The sequence below is a fragment of the Halothiobacillus sp. genome (assembly GCF_028710545.1).
Taxonomy (GTDB): Bacteria; Pseudomonadota; Gammaproteobacteria; order Halothiobacillales; family Halothiobacillaceae; genus Halothiobacillus.
This window is the reverse complement of record NZ_JAQTTX010000016.1, coordinates 39498-55614: the sequence shown is the minus strand read 5'-3', so window position 1 is coordinate 55614 and position 16117 is coordinate 39498. Positions and strand designations below refer to the sequence as shown.

Sequence of the window (16117 nt, the reverse complement as noted above, 5' to 3'; positions counted from 1 at the left end):
TTTTGGAAAGAGTGGGCTGGATATGAGTTTCATCGTTTTTGGACCGGGTATAAGTGATCACCTGACGCTGAATCAGGCATTGTCGCCTTCTGCCATGCCCAGCCAGCCTCAGGCCGTTGTTCCAACGAACAGCACGCGGCGAGTCCAGGATACAGACGAAGATCACTCAGGTCATGATGCCTGGCGAGAAGAATTGCAGGGTGAAATGGCTGATGGCGCTGCGCCACGAACTTCGGCCATCGGTGCCTACGAGTCTGTGCGGCACGTTCAGAAAGAATTGGGGCCGGTGCAATTTGCCGAGCAGATCATGACATCGCCCGTTCTGAGCCTGATGCCTGATGCACCCATCTCTGAATTCCGTGCGCTCATTACCCGACGGAAAATCGGTTTGGTGCCGCTGATCGATGCACAAAAAAGGCTCGTCGGCATCGTGACCAAAGGCGATTTGACCCGGCAACGCGTACGCTACACCGATCTTGCACCAAGACCTGTGTCCACCATCGCGACGCCCAATGTATTGACAGCAACGACGAACACCAATATCCGCGAACTGGCCCGTGTGCTGCTGGCGCGGGATATTCGCGGCTTGCCGATTGTCAATGAAGTAGGCGAAGTTGTCGGTGTGGTGACGCGCGGCGATATTCTCCGCGCCCTCGTCAACTACGCGCCATTGGAACTGTGGCTGTAGCCTAGCAGCCTGTCGGACTTTAGGAATCGTAGCGAAAATCTAGCTGGGCGAGGGCAGATTTTGCCGCTTTTGCAGGGTAATAGCGGGTTCTATTGCCCAAAAAAGCGGTGAAATATGAGCCGTCCAGATGGATTTGCAGCCGATTCCCCCTAAAGTCCGACAGGCTGCTAGTGGCTCAATCAGCTCACAATATCCGCCATGCAGCGCAACAGCGCCGTGCCATCGGGTTCGGTTCCATCGCGTTGTGCACGCCAGAGCGCTTCACTCAAGCATTCCATAATCAGATGCTCAGCCCTCAGCAGGTCGCCAGTTTTGCGGCAAAGATCTTGGTACTTTTGCCGGAAACCGGGCGGTTGGTCTATTTCAACCATCTCCCGTATCGACAGATGAAATCCGAGATGAAGGAAGGGGTTGGTTTCTCCATTCTCGGGTAACCAGTCTTTTTCCAGCGCGCGTTCCGGGTCGCTCATCAGTTCATGGTATTCGGGATGTTGGCCAATCACTTCACTGATCTTGAGTTCTAGCGCTGTCATCGGCAGGCCTTCGCGCTGCTTTTTCCAGGCATCCAGAAAAGGTTGGCGCATCTGGCGGCGGTCATTGCTGTACATGGGCCGTTTCCGTGAAAAGTGAATCGGATGGGTTGTATTTGCCGGTGAACTCCGGGTTGCAGGCTTCCGATTTATGACGGTAATCACACAGGTCACAGACTATGCAGGCGCCGCAATCGGGCTTGCGTGCCTTGCAGGTATAACGACCATGCAGAATCAGCCAGTGATGGGCGTCGATCAGGTATTCTTTCGGCACATGTTTCATTAAGGCCTTTTCTACCGCGAGCACGGTTTTTCCCGGCGCAAGCCCGGTGCGATTGGCCACACGGAAGATATGCGTGTCCACCGCCATGACCGGTTCACGAAACAGGGTATTGAGGACGACATTCGCCGTCTTGCGGCCGACACCGGGCAGTGATTCCAGTGCTGCGCGATCGCGTGGTACCGCGCTGGCGTATTGCTCCAGCAGGATCTGGCAGGTGGCCAGAACATTGCGGGTTTTGGCACGATATAAACCCAATGTTTTCAGATAAGATTCCAGTTGTTCCTCACCCAGCGCCAATAGGGCTTCTGGCGTGTTGGCAACCGGATATAATCGGCGAGTGACTTTATTCACCGCCACATCCGTCGATTGCGCGGAGAGCATAACGGCGATCAGTAGCTCGAACCCGGTGTCGAATAACAGTTCAGTCGTCGGGTTCGGGCGTTGTGCGGCCAATCGCTCAAAAAAAATGCGGCGGGTATTTTTATTCATTGTGGAACTAATGGTTTCTCGCGCTATCTTCTTTAATGAAAGATCTGAATCCATCCACGATGGATTATTCTGATCAGTCTGGCTGCTTGTTTCCGTTTGATTGTAGAAGTCCGGGAATCATCTTACCCGTAAATATTGCATTCGTGGCGCCGAGCCGCGGATGATGATTGAGAGGCGATTATTATGCAGAAATTTTGGGGACGCGTCGGCGCGGCGTGGGGGGTTTTGGGGCTAACCGCACTGCTGGGTTGGGCGGTGTACCGGGTCTATCCCTTCGCACTTGAGGCCACACACGAACCATGGCGCTGGTACGAAATGGCTTTCTTCGTCTTCTGGATGGTGTTCATGCTCTATGGCGAGGGCTTCAAAGGGTTCCAGAAAGGTTTTTCGCCCCGGGTTGTCGCTCGTGCGGCTCATCTGGCTCAAAACCCGGTCTGGTGGCACGTCCTGCTGGCGCCGTTGTATTGCATGGGATACATCCACGCCACACGCAAGCGCCGTATTGTCGCCATTTCGGTGACGACGGGCATTGTTGTGTTGATTGTCGCTGTCCATTGGCTACCCCAGCCATGGCGTGGCATTGTTGATATGGGTGTTGTCGCAGGCCTGATTTACGGTCTTGGCGCCATGTGGGTTTACGCCATTCAGGCGCTGATCGGTCATGAAATCAATCACCCGACGGATGTGCCGACGAACGGCTCCATGCCCATGTCGCCACCATCAGCGTGAACGGGTCATTGATGAGCGATTCTACAGATTCCAAAAACCGCCTTTCCCGTATTGTGACGCGAACCGGAGATGGCGGGATGACCGGCATGGCGGATGGCGCGCGCCTTCCAAAAACACACCCGCGTGTCGTGGCTTTGGGTGAGCTGGATGAACTCAATGCACATATCGGCTTGCTTCGCAGTTACATGAAGCCCCTGGATAACAACCACCTCGATTCGTTTCTGGAAGTACAACAACACGCGCTGTTCGACTTGGGCGGCTTTATCGCCATGGCGAGTCTGGCCGATAGCTCCATGCTGCCGGATTTGGATGCGCTCGAACAATGGGTGGAGCAAAGCAATGCGGGTTTGCCGCCCCTCAAGGAATTCATTCTGCCGGGTGGATCAGTCACACTTGCCCAATCGCACATTGCCCGTGTAACGGCCCGGCGTGCCGAGCGGAATCTATGGGCGTTGGTGGCAGAAGATGCCTCCACCGAGCCCGTTGCGGTGTATCTCAATCGGCTTTCTGATGCGCTGTTTATTCTTGCCCGGATACTGGGTGAGGCAGACGGCAGCGTGGTCTACTGGCGCAAAGCATCTCGCTAAATGGCAGCTCTGAAATTCAAGCATTGTTTTTTTCGAGCATTGGGTGCAATTCTGCTAATCCGCCTAACCCCCCTTTTTCAAAGGGGGGAGTCAGCACTTTCTTTTGAATGGGTGCGCATCCCCCTTTGTAAAAGGGGGAACGAGGGGGATTTAAAGCGGCTATGGCATTTGTGCCGACCTTACTTACGTTCTTCCAGACAAAATCGCCGTTCGTAATTGGTCGAGTGAACGCGTCAGGGTGTCCGGCGGGCAGCCGATATTAAGCCGCATAAAACCGCTGCCCGCTTGACCGAAGCTGATGCCCGGATTGAGCCCCAACCCGGCCTGTTCGACAATAAAATCTGAAAGAGCCGCGTCATCATATAGCTTGCGTCTTTGCATCAGTTCACGGCAGTCCAGCCATAGCAGAAACGTCGCTTCGGGCGATGTGACGTTGATCCCCAGATCTTCCGCTGCAAAAAAACGGCATACCCGATCACGATTTGCTTCGAGTTGACGCATTAATCCGTTCAACCAGTCCGAGCCGAATTGGTAGGCCGCAATCAATGCGGTAATGCCAAAAACATTGCCGGAACCCAAACCCGCATTGATGACGTTTTCTTGTACCTGTAGGCGAAGCTCCTGGTTTTCAATCACGGCAAAAGCGGTGTTTAGACCTGCGATATTGAAGGTTTTGGAGGGTGCATTCAGTGTGATGCAGTTGGCGGCTATTTCGGGCGAGAGCGAGGCAATCGGGATATGCCGATTGGGTTCGTACACAAGATCGGCGTGAATCTCATCGACAAGAATCAAGACATCCGCATCGATACAAATTTGGGCCATTCGTGCCAATTCTTCGCGTCGCCAGACACGTCCAACAGGGTTGTGCGGCGAGCAGAGAATGAATAGTCGCGCCTGTCGCGCTTTTGCTGTGAAATCGTCCCAGTCGATTTCGTACCCTTCGGGTGTCCAGCGCAGTGTATTTTCCAGCAGGCGCCGATGATGGCTGACGGGCATTTGATGAATGGGCGGGTACACCGGTGTTTGTACGAGCACACCATCGCCCGGTTGACTGAACAAATGCACCAATAAACTCAAGGTAGGTACAACACCCGGCAAAGGCAGGATGGATTTGGTATCGACATCCCATCCATGACGGGTCGCTAACCAGCCCCCAATGGCAGAATAAAATTCGGGCGGGTAGATTGCATAACCATAGACGGGATGCGCTGCACGGGCTTCAAGCGCATCTTGTACGGCTGCCGGTGCCGCGAAATCCATATCCGCAACCCAAAGCGGAATGACATCAGCCCGACCGAACCTGGCCGCACGTGCATCATATTTGACGCAATCAGTACCGGCTCGGTCAACGCCCTGCGTGAAATCAGGTTTCGGCTCCGTGATCATTCTTTTGGGTCATTCTTTTTTTCCCAGATCGTCATCTCCGCGATGCTGTGCTGGAATTTACGCGCCGTTTCACGGATGACGAAGGGCACATCCTGCCGGGAAATCAGCCTGAATCCAGACTGCAGTCGCTGGGAAAGACCCTCGAAACTGGTAATCGATTCGCCGTCCTGACGAATACCACCCAACCACTGCGCCTTGGGTGTGTGTTCTTCCAGCCATGTGTAGGGTGAGGTCAGGATCAGCAGACCGCCGGGATTTAGGCGTTCTGCGGCATCGCGCAGGAATTTGCCCGGATCGTAGAGTCGATCGATCAAATTACCGGCAAAAATCAGATCGTAGCCGGTAAATTGTGGTTTAAGGTTGCAGGCATCGGCTTGCCAGAAGCTGACTTTTTCGGGTGTTGAGGCCAAATGGGCGGGCAGGGTGGCTTCGCGGAATTCAACCAACTCACCTTCCGTGGGTAAGGTGTAACGAATCCGGCCTTCGGTTTTCATCTGTTCGGCAACGCGCACGAAGCGGGCTGAGAAATCCAGACCCGTGACTTCATCAAAGACTCGCGCCAGCTCAAAGCTACTGCGACCGGTAGCACAGCCGATGTCGAGCGCACGGCGTGTGGGTTTGTCTGCCATCGCCTCAAGGCAAAGCCGCGCACATTCGGCAGGGAAATTGGGTACTTCAAAATAACGCGACCCCCAGCCGAATTCGGCGTATTGGCTCACCAATGCATCGGTTTCGTACACGCTGGCGTTAATGCGGTCGACATAATCGCTGTGCACATAGCGAAAACCGGCGTGTTGAAAGAAGTGCCGCCGAAAGGCATAACGGGCCGACTGGAGCGCCTCGTTGCCTGTGCTGATGAATGAACCACCTTTGATCAGATTGTGTTTGCCATCGAAAGTTGGCGTGGTGAAATCGTCATAAAGCGGATGAACCTCGAAGCCTTCGAAGGGATAAATCGGTGTGTTTGTCCACTGCCAGACATTACCGACCACATCGTAAAAGTCCCCCTGCCGGAAGCGGTTCACCGGGCAGGCGCTGGCCTCATAACCCAGCGCAATATTGCCCGGAGGAATGCCGTCCCAATCTCCTTGATCGGGGATATCTGTTTCATCCAGAAGCCGGTACCATTCGTCTTCGAACGGGAGGCGAATTGTTTTTCCGGTTTTAGCTGATAACCAGTTGCAGAAGGCTTCGGCTTCGAGCTGATTGACATCAACCGGCCAGTTCAGGGGCAGTGGGATTTCTGTTGCGAGTGTGCGGTAGCGGAATCCATCTGGTTGAGATGTATCTGCAATCCAGAATACGGGATGTTCGGCTTGGCGAAATTGCCGCCATGCCAAACCTTCTTCACCCCAATAAGAATCGTGGTGATAACCGCCATCCCGAACAAATTCAAGAAACTCACCGTTGCTGACCAAAAAACGGCTGGCAGAGAAGGCGGGAATTTGCGCCTCGTGGCGACCGTATTCATTATCCCAGCCGTAGAACTGATCGTGTTTCCCCAAGGTGACCTTTCCGGCAGGCACGGGAATCAGCTCGTTTGGATGATTCGGCCCCACGTCCTCGCAGACCGGCCAGTGGGCCGGTTGAGGCCGCACCGACTCGATGGGTGTCTGATGAATCAGAACAGAGGAGGTTTCCAGATGAATACGTTCATGCTCGATCCCCATCAGGATCGGCCAGAAAGGGGAATTCCAGTCGATAGGCAGGCTGAGCGGCAGTGTTCGGATGAGCTGATCGACGGCGGCCCTGACCTGCTGGCGGTAGGCTCTGGTTTCCTCGACGGTTGGCCAGTCGTAATGCGCGTCGTTCAGGTCATCCCAGCTCATCTCGTCCACACCAACAGCAAACACCGATTCCAGCCGGGGATTGATCCGTTCAGGTAGCAATTTTGCAAGAATCAGTTTATTGACGAAAAAGACCGCCGTATGGCCGAAATAGAAAATGTGCGGGTGACGCAGACGTTCCGGACGTTGATAGAACACACTGTCGTCAACGAACAGAGAGAACAACCGTTCGAAGGTATCCATTGTCGCATGCAAATAGGCGCGAATTTCTTCGCGCTTGGCTTCGACATTCGTTCCATCCAGTCGGGGAGGGCAGACAAAAGACATGCAAAAGCTCCGCGGGGCCAGAAAACCCTAAATTTATAAGAGCCTGGAGTTTAGTCGGCCCGAAGCGCCAAAACCACCGCAACCCCTGCAATATATTGGATGTTAAAAACAATGAACTTCAGTTTCATTTGTTAAATATCATTAAATTACAGATGCTTATATTTTAAAAGTGGAAGCACAGGGTTGGTGTCGATTACGGCGAATTTGAAAAATTTCTGTAGAATGCCCCTTCCGTTAGTATGTTGTTCAGCCCGAACAGTTGACTTGCCCAAGCTTCCACCAAATCACCGAATACCCACACGTCGCAAGACGACAACCATGCAGAAAGACCCCATACAACTTCAACGCTCACCTAATGTTCATGAAAAAAGCCCTTGGCGATGCTGCATCGCCCCGATGCTCGATTGGACCGATCGTCACTACCGGTATCTTGCACGGTTGATGACGCGTCACGCTCGGCTTTATACCGAGATGGTGACAACGGGCGCTTTGTTGCATGGTGATGTATCCCGTCATCTGCAATTCAACGAGTCTGAGCACCCGGTCGCTTTGCAGATTGGTGGCAGTAACCCGGTTGATCTGGCAGATTCTGCCATTTTGGGTGTCGAATTCGGTTATGACGAAATCAACCTGAATGTGGGCTGCCCCAGCGATCGGGTGCAGAACGGTTCGTTCGGCGCCTGTTTGATGGCGACTCCTGAGATAGTCGCCGAGGGTGTGCGGTCCATGCGGGAGGCTGTCGATGTGCCTGTGACCGTGAAAACACGGGTCGGTATTGACCGAAGCGACAGTTTTGAGGCGTTCTCAAGGTTTATCGACATTGTGGCTGGGCAGGGTGGTTGTGAGGTATTCATCATTCATGCCCGTAAAGCCTGGCTCGATGGGCTTTCTCCCAAAGAAAACCGGGAAATCCCGCCGCTGCGTCGGGATTTTGTCTATCGCATACAGGATGAGTATCCCGAGTTGACCTTCGTTTTGAACGGCAAACTCGAAACGCTTCCTGAAATGCAGACAGAGCTGGCGCAGGTGCCCGGTGGCATCATGGTCGGACGTGCCGCCTATGAACACATCGACTGGCTGCGGTTTGTCGATCAAACTTTATTCGATGCCGAAGCCATCGTTCCCGCTCGTTCAGTGGTGGTGCAGGCTTACAGGGCATATATGGTCGAGGCGCTTGAATCGGGTGTACCAATGCCGCCGTTACTCAAGCCGTTGCTGACCTTGTTCAATGGCTTGCCGGGCGCTCGCGCATTTCGTCGGCATGTGTCCGAGCAAGGCCCGAAGCGCAAAACCGATATCCACGTTTTGGATGAAGCGCTGGCTTTGATTCCCGATCTGGATGCCGCTGACAGCGCAGAGCTTGAATGGCGACGCTCCAGTCCCTATATCCCCGCAGACCAAAAAGCCGGTTGAAATACCGCTAACCACTTGAGATTATCAGGAAATCAATCCGGTTTTCTGCTATCTTTCGCACCCTTTTCAAGGTATTGGAGTTCTGCGTGAGCATAACCAGTTACGACGTTTTAGCCCAAAACGAGGCGCCCAACGTACCCGTTTCAACCCCGTCCATGTCCGGCCGCAAACTGCACATCAAGACGTGGGGCTGCCAGATGAACGAGTACGATTCATCGAAGATGGCGGACGTGCTGGGCGCCAATTCCGGCTTTATCGCCACCGATGATCCAGCCGAGGCGGATGTCTTGTTGCTCAATACCTGTTCGATCCGCGAAAAGGCACAGGAGAAAGTGTTCTCCCAATTGGGGCAATGGCGCCCCTTAAAAGAAAAAAATCCAAAATTAATCATTGGCGTCGGCGGTTGCGTTGCCAGTCAGGAAGGTGCTGCCATTCGCACGCGCGCACCGTATGTCGACATCGTATTCGGCCCACAAACCCTGCACCGCCTGCCTGAAATGGTCGCGGAAGTTGAGGCCAATCGAAAGCCTGTTGTTGACATTTCGTTCCCTGAAATCGAGAAATTCGACAATCTGCCCGCGCCGCGCGCGGAAGGCCCCACTGCGTTTGTATCCATTATGGAAGGCTGCTCGAAATACTGTTCGTTCTGCGTTGTCCCCTATACACGCGGCGAGGAGATTTCACGCCCGTTCGATGACGTGATTGCCGAAGTGGCTGAACTGGCGGAGCAGGGCGTGCGTGAAGTCAATCTCCTGGGCCAGAACGTCAACGCATATCGAGGCGTGATGCACGATGGGCAAATTGCCGATCTCGCCCTGCTGATCGAATACATTGCACGAATCGATTCCATCGGCCGGATTCGCTTTACCACCTCGCATCCGGTCGAGTTTACCGACCGACTAATCGAAGCCTATCGCAATGTGCCCAAATTGGCGGCGTTTCTGCACCTGCCGGTACAAGCCGGGTCGGATCGGATTCTGGCCTTGATGAAGCGGGGTCATACCGTCATCGAATACAAGGCGAAATTGCGCAAGCTCATGGCCGCCCGTCCGGGGATTTCATTGTCGTCGGACTTCATCATCGGTTTTCCTGGCGAAACCGAAGAAGATTTCGAGGCGACCATGAAGCTTGTGACCGATATGCATTTCGATCACTCGTTCAGCTTTATCTACAGTGCGCGCCCGGGAACACCGGCCGCCAGCCTGCCGGATGACCAACCCGAGGCAGTCAAGAAAGCCCGTCTGCATCGTTTGCAGGCGCAAATCACCGCGCAGGAGCAGGCCATTTCTCAAGCGATGCTCGATACGGTTCAGACCATTCTGGTGACCGGGCCATCCAAAAAGGATCCGGACGAACTGGTCGGCAAGACAGAGAACAACCGCAGCGTTATTTTCAAGGCCCGTCCGGAATTGGCCGGACTGTTCGTGGACGTGCGGATCACTGAAGTGAAGCCCAATTCGCTGCGCGCGGATTTCGTTGGTATCAACTCGATGGATTTGGCGCGCGCCAAAGCACGCAATCTGGTGGCTGCCTGATGGCCGATTCACAAATGGGCACCTCGAAAAACCGTCACGAGCATGTTCGAGTGCAAGGAGCCGCGGGCTTGCGCCAGCTGCGCATTCAGTGAACAACGAGACATATCAAGTAGATAGGCGAGGCGCGAACGAGCACGCGACGCAGCAATCGGACAGCGCAGTAGGTTTTTCGAGGTACCCAAATGACTGATTCAAAACCCGATTCTAGTATGTTGCCGATCGACCAACGTACGGCCCGGCTCGACTTCACCTTGTCCATCAATCCGGAAAGTGGCTTGGACAATGAACGATTGGTCAATCTTGCCGGTTCCTTTGATGCGCACCTGCGCGTGATCGAACGCCGCATGGGCGTGGAAATCAATCATCGCGGGGCGGATTTCTCCGTGATTGGCGAAATAAAGACCACTCAGCAGGTTGAGAAAGCGATTCGTGATTTATATGAACTCTCGGCTTCGGAAATCATCGATCTTGAACGGGTCAATCTGTTCCTGCAGGCTGCCGGCTTGCAGGACGATGCGCCCGCAGCCGCGGATGAAATTCAGATTCGAACGCAACGCGGTATCGTCCGTGGCCGGGGCGCACGGCAGATTCGTTATCTGCAATCCATTGCCCATTTCGATCTCAATTTCGGTATCGGCCCGGCGGGTACAGGCAAGACTTATCTCGCGGTAGCCAGCGCCGTTGATGCGCTTGAACGTGGTGCGGTGCAACGGATCGTGCTGGTTCGTCCCGCGGTTGAGGCAGGGGAGAAGCTGGGCTTTCTGCCGGGCGATCTGGCGCAGAAAATCGATCCGTACTTGCGACCGATGTACGACGCGCTCTATGAAATGCTGGGGTTCGACAAGGTTTCCAAACTGATCGAGCGGCAGGTCATCGAAGTGGCCCCCCTGGCGTTCATGCGCGGGCGTACCTTGAACGAATCGTTTGTCATTCTCGACGAGGCACAGAACACCACCATTGAGCAGATGAAAATGTTCCTGACCCGGATCGGCTTCGGCAGCAAGGCGGTTGTAACGGGTGATGTCACGCAAATCGATTTGCCCCGCGGTATTACCTCCGGCTTGCGGGATGCCATCGACGTGTTGAGTGAAGTGGATCCGGTTGCTTTTACGTTTTTCCAGGCCCGGGATGTGGTGCGCCACCCGTTGGTAATGCGCATCGTCAATGCCTACGAGGCGCGGGAACAGGCCAAATGAGCAATCGGGTCACGGTGATTCGTCAGAAGGCGAGTGCGCTTCGTTGCCCGACGGCCGCACGTATGCAACTTTGGGTAGAAGCGGCACTGGATGCGGCCAGTCATCAGGCGCCCGTTGCGCTGACGATCCGTCTGGTCGATGAAGAAGAAGGCTTGTCGCTGAATCAACACTATCGTCATAAAAAATATGCGACAAATGTGCTTTCATTCCCCTATGAAAAGCCAGAGCTTCCCGAAGATATGGCGGATTTAGACGAACCCAACTATCTTGGTGATCTCGTGGTTTGCATGCCGGTCGTGCTCAGTGAGGCGGTAACTCAACATAAACTGCCTGCCATTCATACGGCACATCTTGTCGTGCATGGCGTATTGCACCTGTTGGGCTACGATCACGAAACGGATGCCGAAGCCGAGCGGATGGAACAGATCGAGATTAATGCCATGCAACAACTCGGATTTGAAAACCCGTATGGCGCGGATTAGTCTGGCCGTTTGATTAGGCTTAAACGTTAACTCTCAGCTTATATTTTCAGAGGTACAAACAAGACCATGGACGAAGACTCGAGTCCTTCGCGCAGCGATGAACCTAGCTGGTTTGCTCGGCTGCGCCAACAGTGGTGCATCAATCAGATCAAGAGTTGCTCGGATATTCTGACCGTGGCCAAGGCTGCCGCAGAAAAGGAAATTATCCCGCACTCCACAGCAAGTCTGATTGATTCAGTACTCGAATTCCATGACTCGCGTGTGCGTGATGTCATGATCCCCCGGGGGCAGATGGATGTCATCAACGTGGGCTCCACTTTGCCGCAAATTCTTGCCGAAATTGCAGAAACCGGGCACTCGCGCTATCCCGTCATTCTTGAAAACCGGGATGAAATCACGGGCATTCTACTGGTAAAGGAGCTGCTGCATTTTTATGCGGGCATGCCTTCTGCCGAGGACATTGCCGGTTTCACCCTCAAAGACCACATTCGTTCCGCCTTGTATGTTCCTGAAAGCAAACGACTCGATGTGCTCCTCGCAGAGTTTCGTTTGACGCGCACCCATATGGCCATCGTGCTGGATGAATTCGGCGGCGTGGCGGGTCTGGTTACCATTGAAGATGTGCTTGAAGAAATCGTGGGCGACATCGACGATGAGTACGACACGGCCGAGCCAGTGCATATCCGGGAACAGTCTGCCAACCGATTTACAGTCCGTGCGTTGACCCCCATCGATGAGTTCAATGCCTTCTTCGGTACCGACTTCCCAGACGATGAATACGACACCATCGGCGGCTTCATTACGCATGAACTGGGACATCTGCCGCGTCGCGGAGAAGTGGTTTTTATCGGCGGATATGAGTTCAAGATTCTCGGAGCAGACAAGCGACGGCTGCATCTGCTGCTGGTCACCGTGATGACTCAAAATCAGATCGAAAATGAATCCACACCGGATCACAGCGAATGATTTCGATCGCGGCACTGCGCGACCGAATGAGTCTACGTCTTCGATTACTGACGGCCCTGATCGCAGGCGCGTTGTTGCCGCTGGCGTTCGCTCCCGTCGGCTTCTGGCCGCTCAGTATTCTTAGCCCTGCTTTATTGCTTTTGCTTCTGCCGGGGTTGTCCTTGCGCGGTGCCATTGGCTTGGGATTTGCCTACGGTTTGGGACAATTTGGCGTCGGCGTGAGTTGGCTATACGAAAGCTTTACGCTGTTCGGCGGTGCGGTGGCCCCACTGGCCGCTTTAATCACCGGTTTGTTCGTCGCCGCGATTTCCATCTACCCTGCATTGACGATGGCTTTGGTACGCTTATCGAGCGGAGAAACCGAACACCTGCTGCCCCGACACGTACTGGCTTTTGCCGGAAGCTGGATATTCCTCGAATGGTTGCGCGGATGGGTGTTCAGCGGTTTCCCGTGGCTCGATCTCGGAATCGCCCAAACGGCCGGCCCACTGAGCGGGTTCTTGCCTATTGTCGGTGAGTACGGCGTCGGCATGATCGCCCTGGTACTGGCCGGTCTGTTGGCGCTGTCGGCAGATCATCTGTTCGACAGTTCAAGGAAGTGTTTTAAGCCGATTTCGGCTTTGATCATCTCTTTAGTGCTTTTCCTTGGGGTCGGTCATTTTCTTGCGAAGGTGCAATGGACGCATCCAAGCGGAAAGCCTTTGTCCGTTGGCCTTGCGCAAGCCAATGTGCCGCAGATGCAGAAGTTCGACCCCGCTTTTCTGACCAAAACCCTGCAAACCTACGTGACCTTGACCGAAGAGATGGGCCATGTCGATCTGGTGATCTGGCCGGAAACGGCCATACCGGATGTGCTGGATGATCTCGACTGGTTCAAGAAACGTTTGCAGGCTCGTGCGGCGCAGCAGCATCAGGATTTTCTGGTTGGCACGTTTACCCAGGACAAGAGCGGGCATTACTTCAACAGTCTGGTCGGTATTCCAGAAACGGTCGGGCAACACAGCAAGGTGCATCTTGTGCCTTTCGGTGAGTACATGCCCCTGCGTCCAATTATCAATCTGTTTGCAGGACTGATCGATATCCCCATGTCCGATCTGACGCCGGGGTCGGTTGATCAGCCACTACCCGAAGTGCAAGGGGTCAAGGTTGGCGCCTCGATCTGCTACGAGGCCGATTTTGCGCGCGACATCCGCCATTCGCTGCCGCAGGCTGGTTTTCTGGTGAATGTCTCCAATGATTCCTGGTTCGGCAATAGCCTTGCACCGCATCAGAACTTACAAATGGCACAGGTGCGCGCACTGGAATTCGGTCGCCCCATGATTCGGGCAACCAACACCGGGATTTCGGCTTTCATCAATGTGCAAGGGCAGGTCACAAAGCGCATTGGTGTCGACGAGCAGGGCATTCTGGTCGGAAGCGTTCAGCCCTATGCGGGCGATACGCCGTTTTTCAGGTTACAGTCCTGGCCGATCATCGTTTTTAGTACGCTGCTGATGGGCTTAGCGTGGCTTGGAAGAAAACGTTGAGGGATCTATAGGGAGCCTCTGTACGAATCGATAGCGCCTCTGCGGGATCGCCAAGGGTGCAAATGCAAGGCGCGGCACGCAGGGAATGGCTGTCGCCATTCGCAAGTGGCGTAACGCCGCAGTTGGGGCCCTTGGCGACCCGCCCTGACGGGGCTGGCGGGTTTGTCCGCACTCGGCGTTACCGCCTCTCGCCATGCCCTGGCTTATGCGCTGGGCACGGCTTCGAGTCTCTGCCTTGATTGCGAACCCAAGCCATTTTTTGGGTGCCAGCCAGAGGTGCCATCGATTCGTGCAGAGGCTCCCTAGGGAACCTGAGCGGCTAACCTTGCTCAAAAGCGGCACTGCCCGCACGAATCATGTAAAGGAACACGATGCAACTCGATCCCAATGACCGCTCACCGGATGTACAGGCATTAGCCAAACAATCACGCCGTTTCAACCGGGCCTTTTTCGCTACCGTGTGGGCACTGGCCAAGCCATACTTTCTCCATTCGGAAGATCGCTGGAAGGCACGCGGATTTCTGCTGGCCATTATCGCAACCACATTGCTGCTGGTGTTCATCAATCTTCAGATCACCGATTGGTACAACCGCTTCTACAATGCCCTGCAAAATTACGATCAGGCCGGTTTCTGGAAGCTGCTGGGGGAATTTGCCTTACTGGCTTTCGGTGCCATTGCCCTGAGTGTGTACCAAACCTATCTTTCCCAGTTGCTGGACCTGCGTTGGCGGCGGTGGTTGACGGGAGATTATCTATCCCGCTATCTATCGGCGCAAACGTACTACCACATGGAAATTTTCCAGCGTGGGCAGGATAACCCCGATCAGCGGATCGCCGACGATCTGAACCTATTCTCGCAGTTAACGACCAGTCTGTTGACCGGTCTGTTGAGTTCGGTCGCCAATCTCGTAGCTTTTATCGGTTTGTTGTGGGTGTTGTCTTCGAAGGTGGTCATCCCTTGGGGCGGCGCCATGCACCATGTTCCCGGATTTCTTGTCTGGGTGGCCTTGATCTATGCAGTCGTCTGGACCTGGGTGGCGGCTAAAGTTGGCAACCCGCTGATCTGGCTTAATTTCAATCAGCAGCGCCTACAGGCGGATTTTCGTTTCAGCCTTGTTCGGCTGCGAGAAAACAGTGAGGCCGTGGCGTTTTACGGTGGTGAGAACAAGGAGCAGGCACAATTTCATACCCGATTCGACCGGGTGTTCGATAACTATAAACGTCTGATTTTGCGACAGAAGCGATTCAACTGGTTCAGCAGTTATTTCAGTCAGGTGGCTGTGATTTTGCCCTTTCTGGCCGCGGCGGCCGCCTACTTCAGTAAAGCGGTTCCACTGGGTTTTTTGATGCAGATCAGCTCGGCCTTCGGCAATGTGCAAAGCTCGTTCGCCTACATCGCGCAAAGTTATGACAATTTCGCCCAATGGCATGCGGTGGTCGACCGTTTGCATGGTTTCAGGAAACTGGTGCAGAAGGTCGAGTTGTTGCACGAGACCGAAGTCAAAATCGAGCATAGCCCGAGTTCGGGCGATGATGTCGTGCTCGGTGTTCATCAGTTGTCGATTAATCTGCCGGATGATCGTCGTTTGCTCAACCATGTCGATTTCACGCTGGGCGCGGGGGAGCGACTATTAATCATGGGCCGTTCGGGATCGGGCAAGAGCACCTTGTTGCGCGCCTTGGCCGGCATCTGGCCGTTCGGTGAGGGGCGAATTGAATTACCGGAAGGGAGCAAGACGTTGTTCCTGCCACAAAAGCCGTATTTGCCACTCGGCAGTCTGCGGGAAGCCGTGTTGTACCCGCAAGCGGCCCAGGATACGAGCGATGAAGTGCTGGGTGCGGTGCTGAAGGCAGTAGGATTGGGTACGCTTGTGCCCAGCCTGGATTCAATCGAGCCCTGGTCGATGATTTTGTCACTCGGTGAGCAACAGCGGCTTGCCTTCGCCCGAGTGCTGTTGCAGCAACCTCGGCTCGTGTTCCTGGATGAAGCGACCTCAGCGCTGGATGAATCCAGTGAAGCCGCGCTTTACGAATTATTGATTGCCCAGAATCCACAAATGACCGTGGTCAGCGTCGGTCACCGCTCCAGTTTGCGTCACCTGCACAGCAGGCGCTGGACGCTGGAAGGAGCCCAGTTCGTGGAGACCCGGGAAATCTGATCCTGAGAATGAGGCAGTTATTGCCGGGCTTGGC

General features: G+C 54.5%; 14 protein-coding genes. 10 read left to right on the top strand and 4 right to left on the bottom strand.

The genetic code is table 11. From position 1 onward, the window contains the following. Positions 1 to 688, top strand: a 688-nt coding sequence (locus PHD44_RS04900) for a CBS domain-containing protein (RefSeq protein ID WP_300188667.1), incomplete at its 5' end; no start/stop codon positions are given. Positions 689 to 867: 179 nt separating this feature from the next. Here the strand turns inward: PHD44_RS04900 and PHD44_RS04895 are convergent. Then, the gene (locus PHD44_RS04895; RefSeq protein ID WP_300188665.1) at positions 868 to 1296 is read right to left on the bottom strand and encodes a DUF1841 family protein; all 429 of its coding nucleotides are present in this window, start codon (positions 1294 to 1296) and stop codon (positions 868 to 870) included. Further along, positions 1283 to 1990 carry an endonuclease III gene (gene nth / locus PHD44_RS04890; protein ID WP_300188662.1) on the bottom strand — a complete coding sequence of 236 codons (708 nt, stop codon included), beginning with the start codon at positions 1988 to 1990 and terminating at the stop codon, positions 1283 to 1285. Before nth ends, PHD44_RS04895 begins: the two co-directional genes overlap by 14 nt. A 183-nt stretch (positions 1991 to 2173) precedes the next feature. Between nth and PHD44_RS04885 the strand changes: the two genes are divergently transcribed. Both PHD44_RS04885 and PHD44_RS04880 read left to right on the top strand, forming a co-directional pair. Beyond that, a complete protein-coding gene (locus PHD44_RS04885; RefSeq protein WP_298220798.1) occupies positions 2174 to 2719 on the top strand; it encodes a hypothetical protein in 546 nt (181 codons plus the stop codon). An 11-nt stretch (positions 2720 to 2730) separates the two neighbouring features. Beyond that, positions 2731 to 3306: a cob(I)yrinic acid a,c-diamide adenosyltransferase gene (locus PHD44_RS04880; RefSeq protein ID WP_300188660.1), complete on the top strand. Its 576-nt coding sequence runs from the start codon at positions 2731 to 2733 to the stop codon at positions 3304 to 3306. A 183-nt stretch (positions 3307 to 3489) separates the two neighbouring features. Here the strand turns inward: PHD44_RS04880 and PHD44_RS04875 are convergent, their stop codons facing one another. Continuing rightward, the gene (locus PHD44_RS04875; RefSeq protein ID WP_300188657.1) at positions 3490 to 4692 is read right to left on the bottom strand and encodes a pyridoxal phosphate-dependent aminotransferase; all 1203 of its coding nucleotides are present in this window, start codon (positions 4690 to 4692) and stop codon (positions 3490 to 3492) included. Further along, positions 4689 to 6806 (bottom strand): 5-histidylcysteine sulfoxide synthase, encoded by a 2118-nt coding sequence (ovoA, locus tag PHD44_RS04870; protein ID WP_300188654.1) that lies wholly within the window; start codon positions 6804 to 6806, stop codon positions 4689 to 4691. The genes PHD44_RS04875 and ovoA overlap by 4 nt, the downstream gene beginning before the upstream one ends. A gap of 222 nt (positions 6807 to 7028) precedes the next feature. Here ovoA and dusA point away from each other — a divergent pair, with 222 nt between their 5' ends. The 7 genes from dusA (at position 7029) to PHD44_RS04835 (ending at position 16083) form a co-directional block, all read left to right on the top strand. After that, entirely contained in the window at positions 7029 to 8219 is a 1191-nt protein-coding gene (gene dusA / locus PHD44_RS04865; RefSeq protein WP_367182005.1) for a tRNA dihydrouridine(20/20a) synthase DusA, read from the top strand. A 155-nt stretch (positions 8220 to 8374) separates the two neighbouring features. Next, positions 8375 to 9754 carry a tRNA (N6-isopentenyl adenosine(37)-C2)-methylthiotransferase MiaB gene (gene miaB, locus PHD44_RS04860; protein WP_300188672.1) on the top strand — a complete coding sequence of 460 codons (1380 nt, stop codon included), beginning with the start codon at positions 8375 to 8377 and terminating at the stop codon, positions 9752 to 9754. 182 nt (positions 9755 to 9936) lie between these two features. Beyond that, positions 9937 to 10950, top strand: coding sequence for a PhoH family protein (locus tag PHD44_RS04855; RefSeq protein WP_298219737.1), 1014 nt, complete (start codon positions 9937 to 9939; stop codon positions 10948 to 10950). Next, complete coding sequence (gene ybeY, locus PHD44_RS04850) at positions 10947 to 11432, top strand: rRNA maturation RNase YbeY (RefSeq protein WP_300188650.1); 486 nt, start codon at positions 10947 to 10949, stop codon at positions 11430 to 11432. The genes PHD44_RS04855 and ybeY overlap by 4 nt, the downstream gene beginning before the upstream one ends. Positions 11433 to 11498: 66 nt before the next feature. Further along, a complete protein-coding gene (locus PHD44_RS04845) occupies positions 11499 to 12398 on the top strand; it encodes an HlyC/CorC family transporter (protein WP_300188648.1) in 900 nt (299 codons plus the stop codon). A 26-nt stretch (positions 12399 to 12424) separates the two neighbouring features. Next, the gene (gene lnt, locus PHD44_RS04840; protein ID WP_300188645.1) at positions 12425 to 13924 is read left to right on the top strand and encodes an apolipoprotein N-acyltransferase; all 1500 of its coding nucleotides are present in this window, start codon (positions 12425 to 12427) and stop codon (positions 13922 to 13924) included. A 371-nt stretch (positions 13925 to 14295) separates the two neighbouring features. Continuing rightward, positions 14296 to 16083, top strand: a complete 1788-nt coding sequence (locus PHD44_RS04835) for an ABC transporter ATP-binding protein/permease (protein WP_300188642.1) — start codon at positions 14296 to 14298, stop codon at positions 16081 to 16083. Positions 16084 to 16117: the final 34 nt, after the last annotated feature.

What these genes read in the sequence shown, in the direction of transcription:
- PHD44_RS04835 (WP_300188642.1), top strand. Translation starts at nt 14,296, where the DNA reads ATGCAACTCGATCCCAATGACCGCTCACCGGATGTACAGGCATTAGCC.
- ovoA (WP_300188654.1), bottom strand. Translation starts at nt 6,806, where the DNA reads ATGTCTTTTGTCTGCCCTCCCCGACTGGATGGAACGAATGTCGAAGCC.
- ybeY (WP_300188650.1), top strand. Translation starts at nt 10,947, where the DNA reads ATGAGCAATCGGGTCACGGTGATTCGTCAGAAGGCGAGTGCGCTTCGT.
- PHD44_RS04845 (WP_300188648.1), top strand. Translation starts at nt 11,499, where the DNA reads ATGGACGAAGACTCGAGTCCTTCGCGCAGCGATGAACCTAGCTGGTTT.
- PHD44_RS04880 (WP_300188660.1), top strand. Translation starts at nt 2,731, where the DNA reads ATGAGCGATTCTACAGATTCCAAAAACCGCCTTTCCCGTATTGTGACG.
- PHD44_RS04885 (WP_298220798.1), top strand. Translation starts at nt 2,174, where the DNA reads ATGCAGAAATTTTGGGGACGCGTCGGCGCGGCGTGGGGGGTTTTGGGG.
- PHD44_RS04875 (WP_300188657.1), bottom strand. Translation starts at nt 4,692, where the DNA reads ATGATCACGGAGCCGAAACCTGATTTCACGCAGGGCGTTGACCGAGCC.
- PHD44_RS04895 (WP_300188665.1), bottom strand. Translation starts at nt 1,296, where the DNA reads ATGTACAGCAATGACCGCCGCCAGATGCGCCAACCTTTTCTGGATGCC.
- lnt (WP_300188645.1), top strand. Translation starts at nt 12,425, where the DNA reads ATGAGTCTACGTCTTCGATTACTGACGGCCCTGATCGCAGGCGCGTTG.
- miaB (WP_300188672.1), top strand. Translation starts at nt 8,375, where the DNA reads ATGTCCGGCCGCAAACTGCACATCAAGACGTGGGGCTGCCAGATGAAC.
- nth (WP_300188662.1), bottom strand. Translation starts at nt 1,990, where the DNA reads ATGAATAAAAATACCCGCCGCATTTTTTTTGAGCGATTGGCCGCACAA.
- PHD44_RS04855 (WP_298219737.1), top strand. Translation starts at nt 9,937, where the DNA reads ATGACTGATTCAAAACCCGATTCTAGTATGTTGCCGATCGACCAACGT.
- dusA (WP_367182005.1), top strand. Translation starts at nt 7,029, where the DNA reads ATGCCCCTTCCGTTAGTATGTTGTTCAGCCCGAACAGTTGACTTGCCC.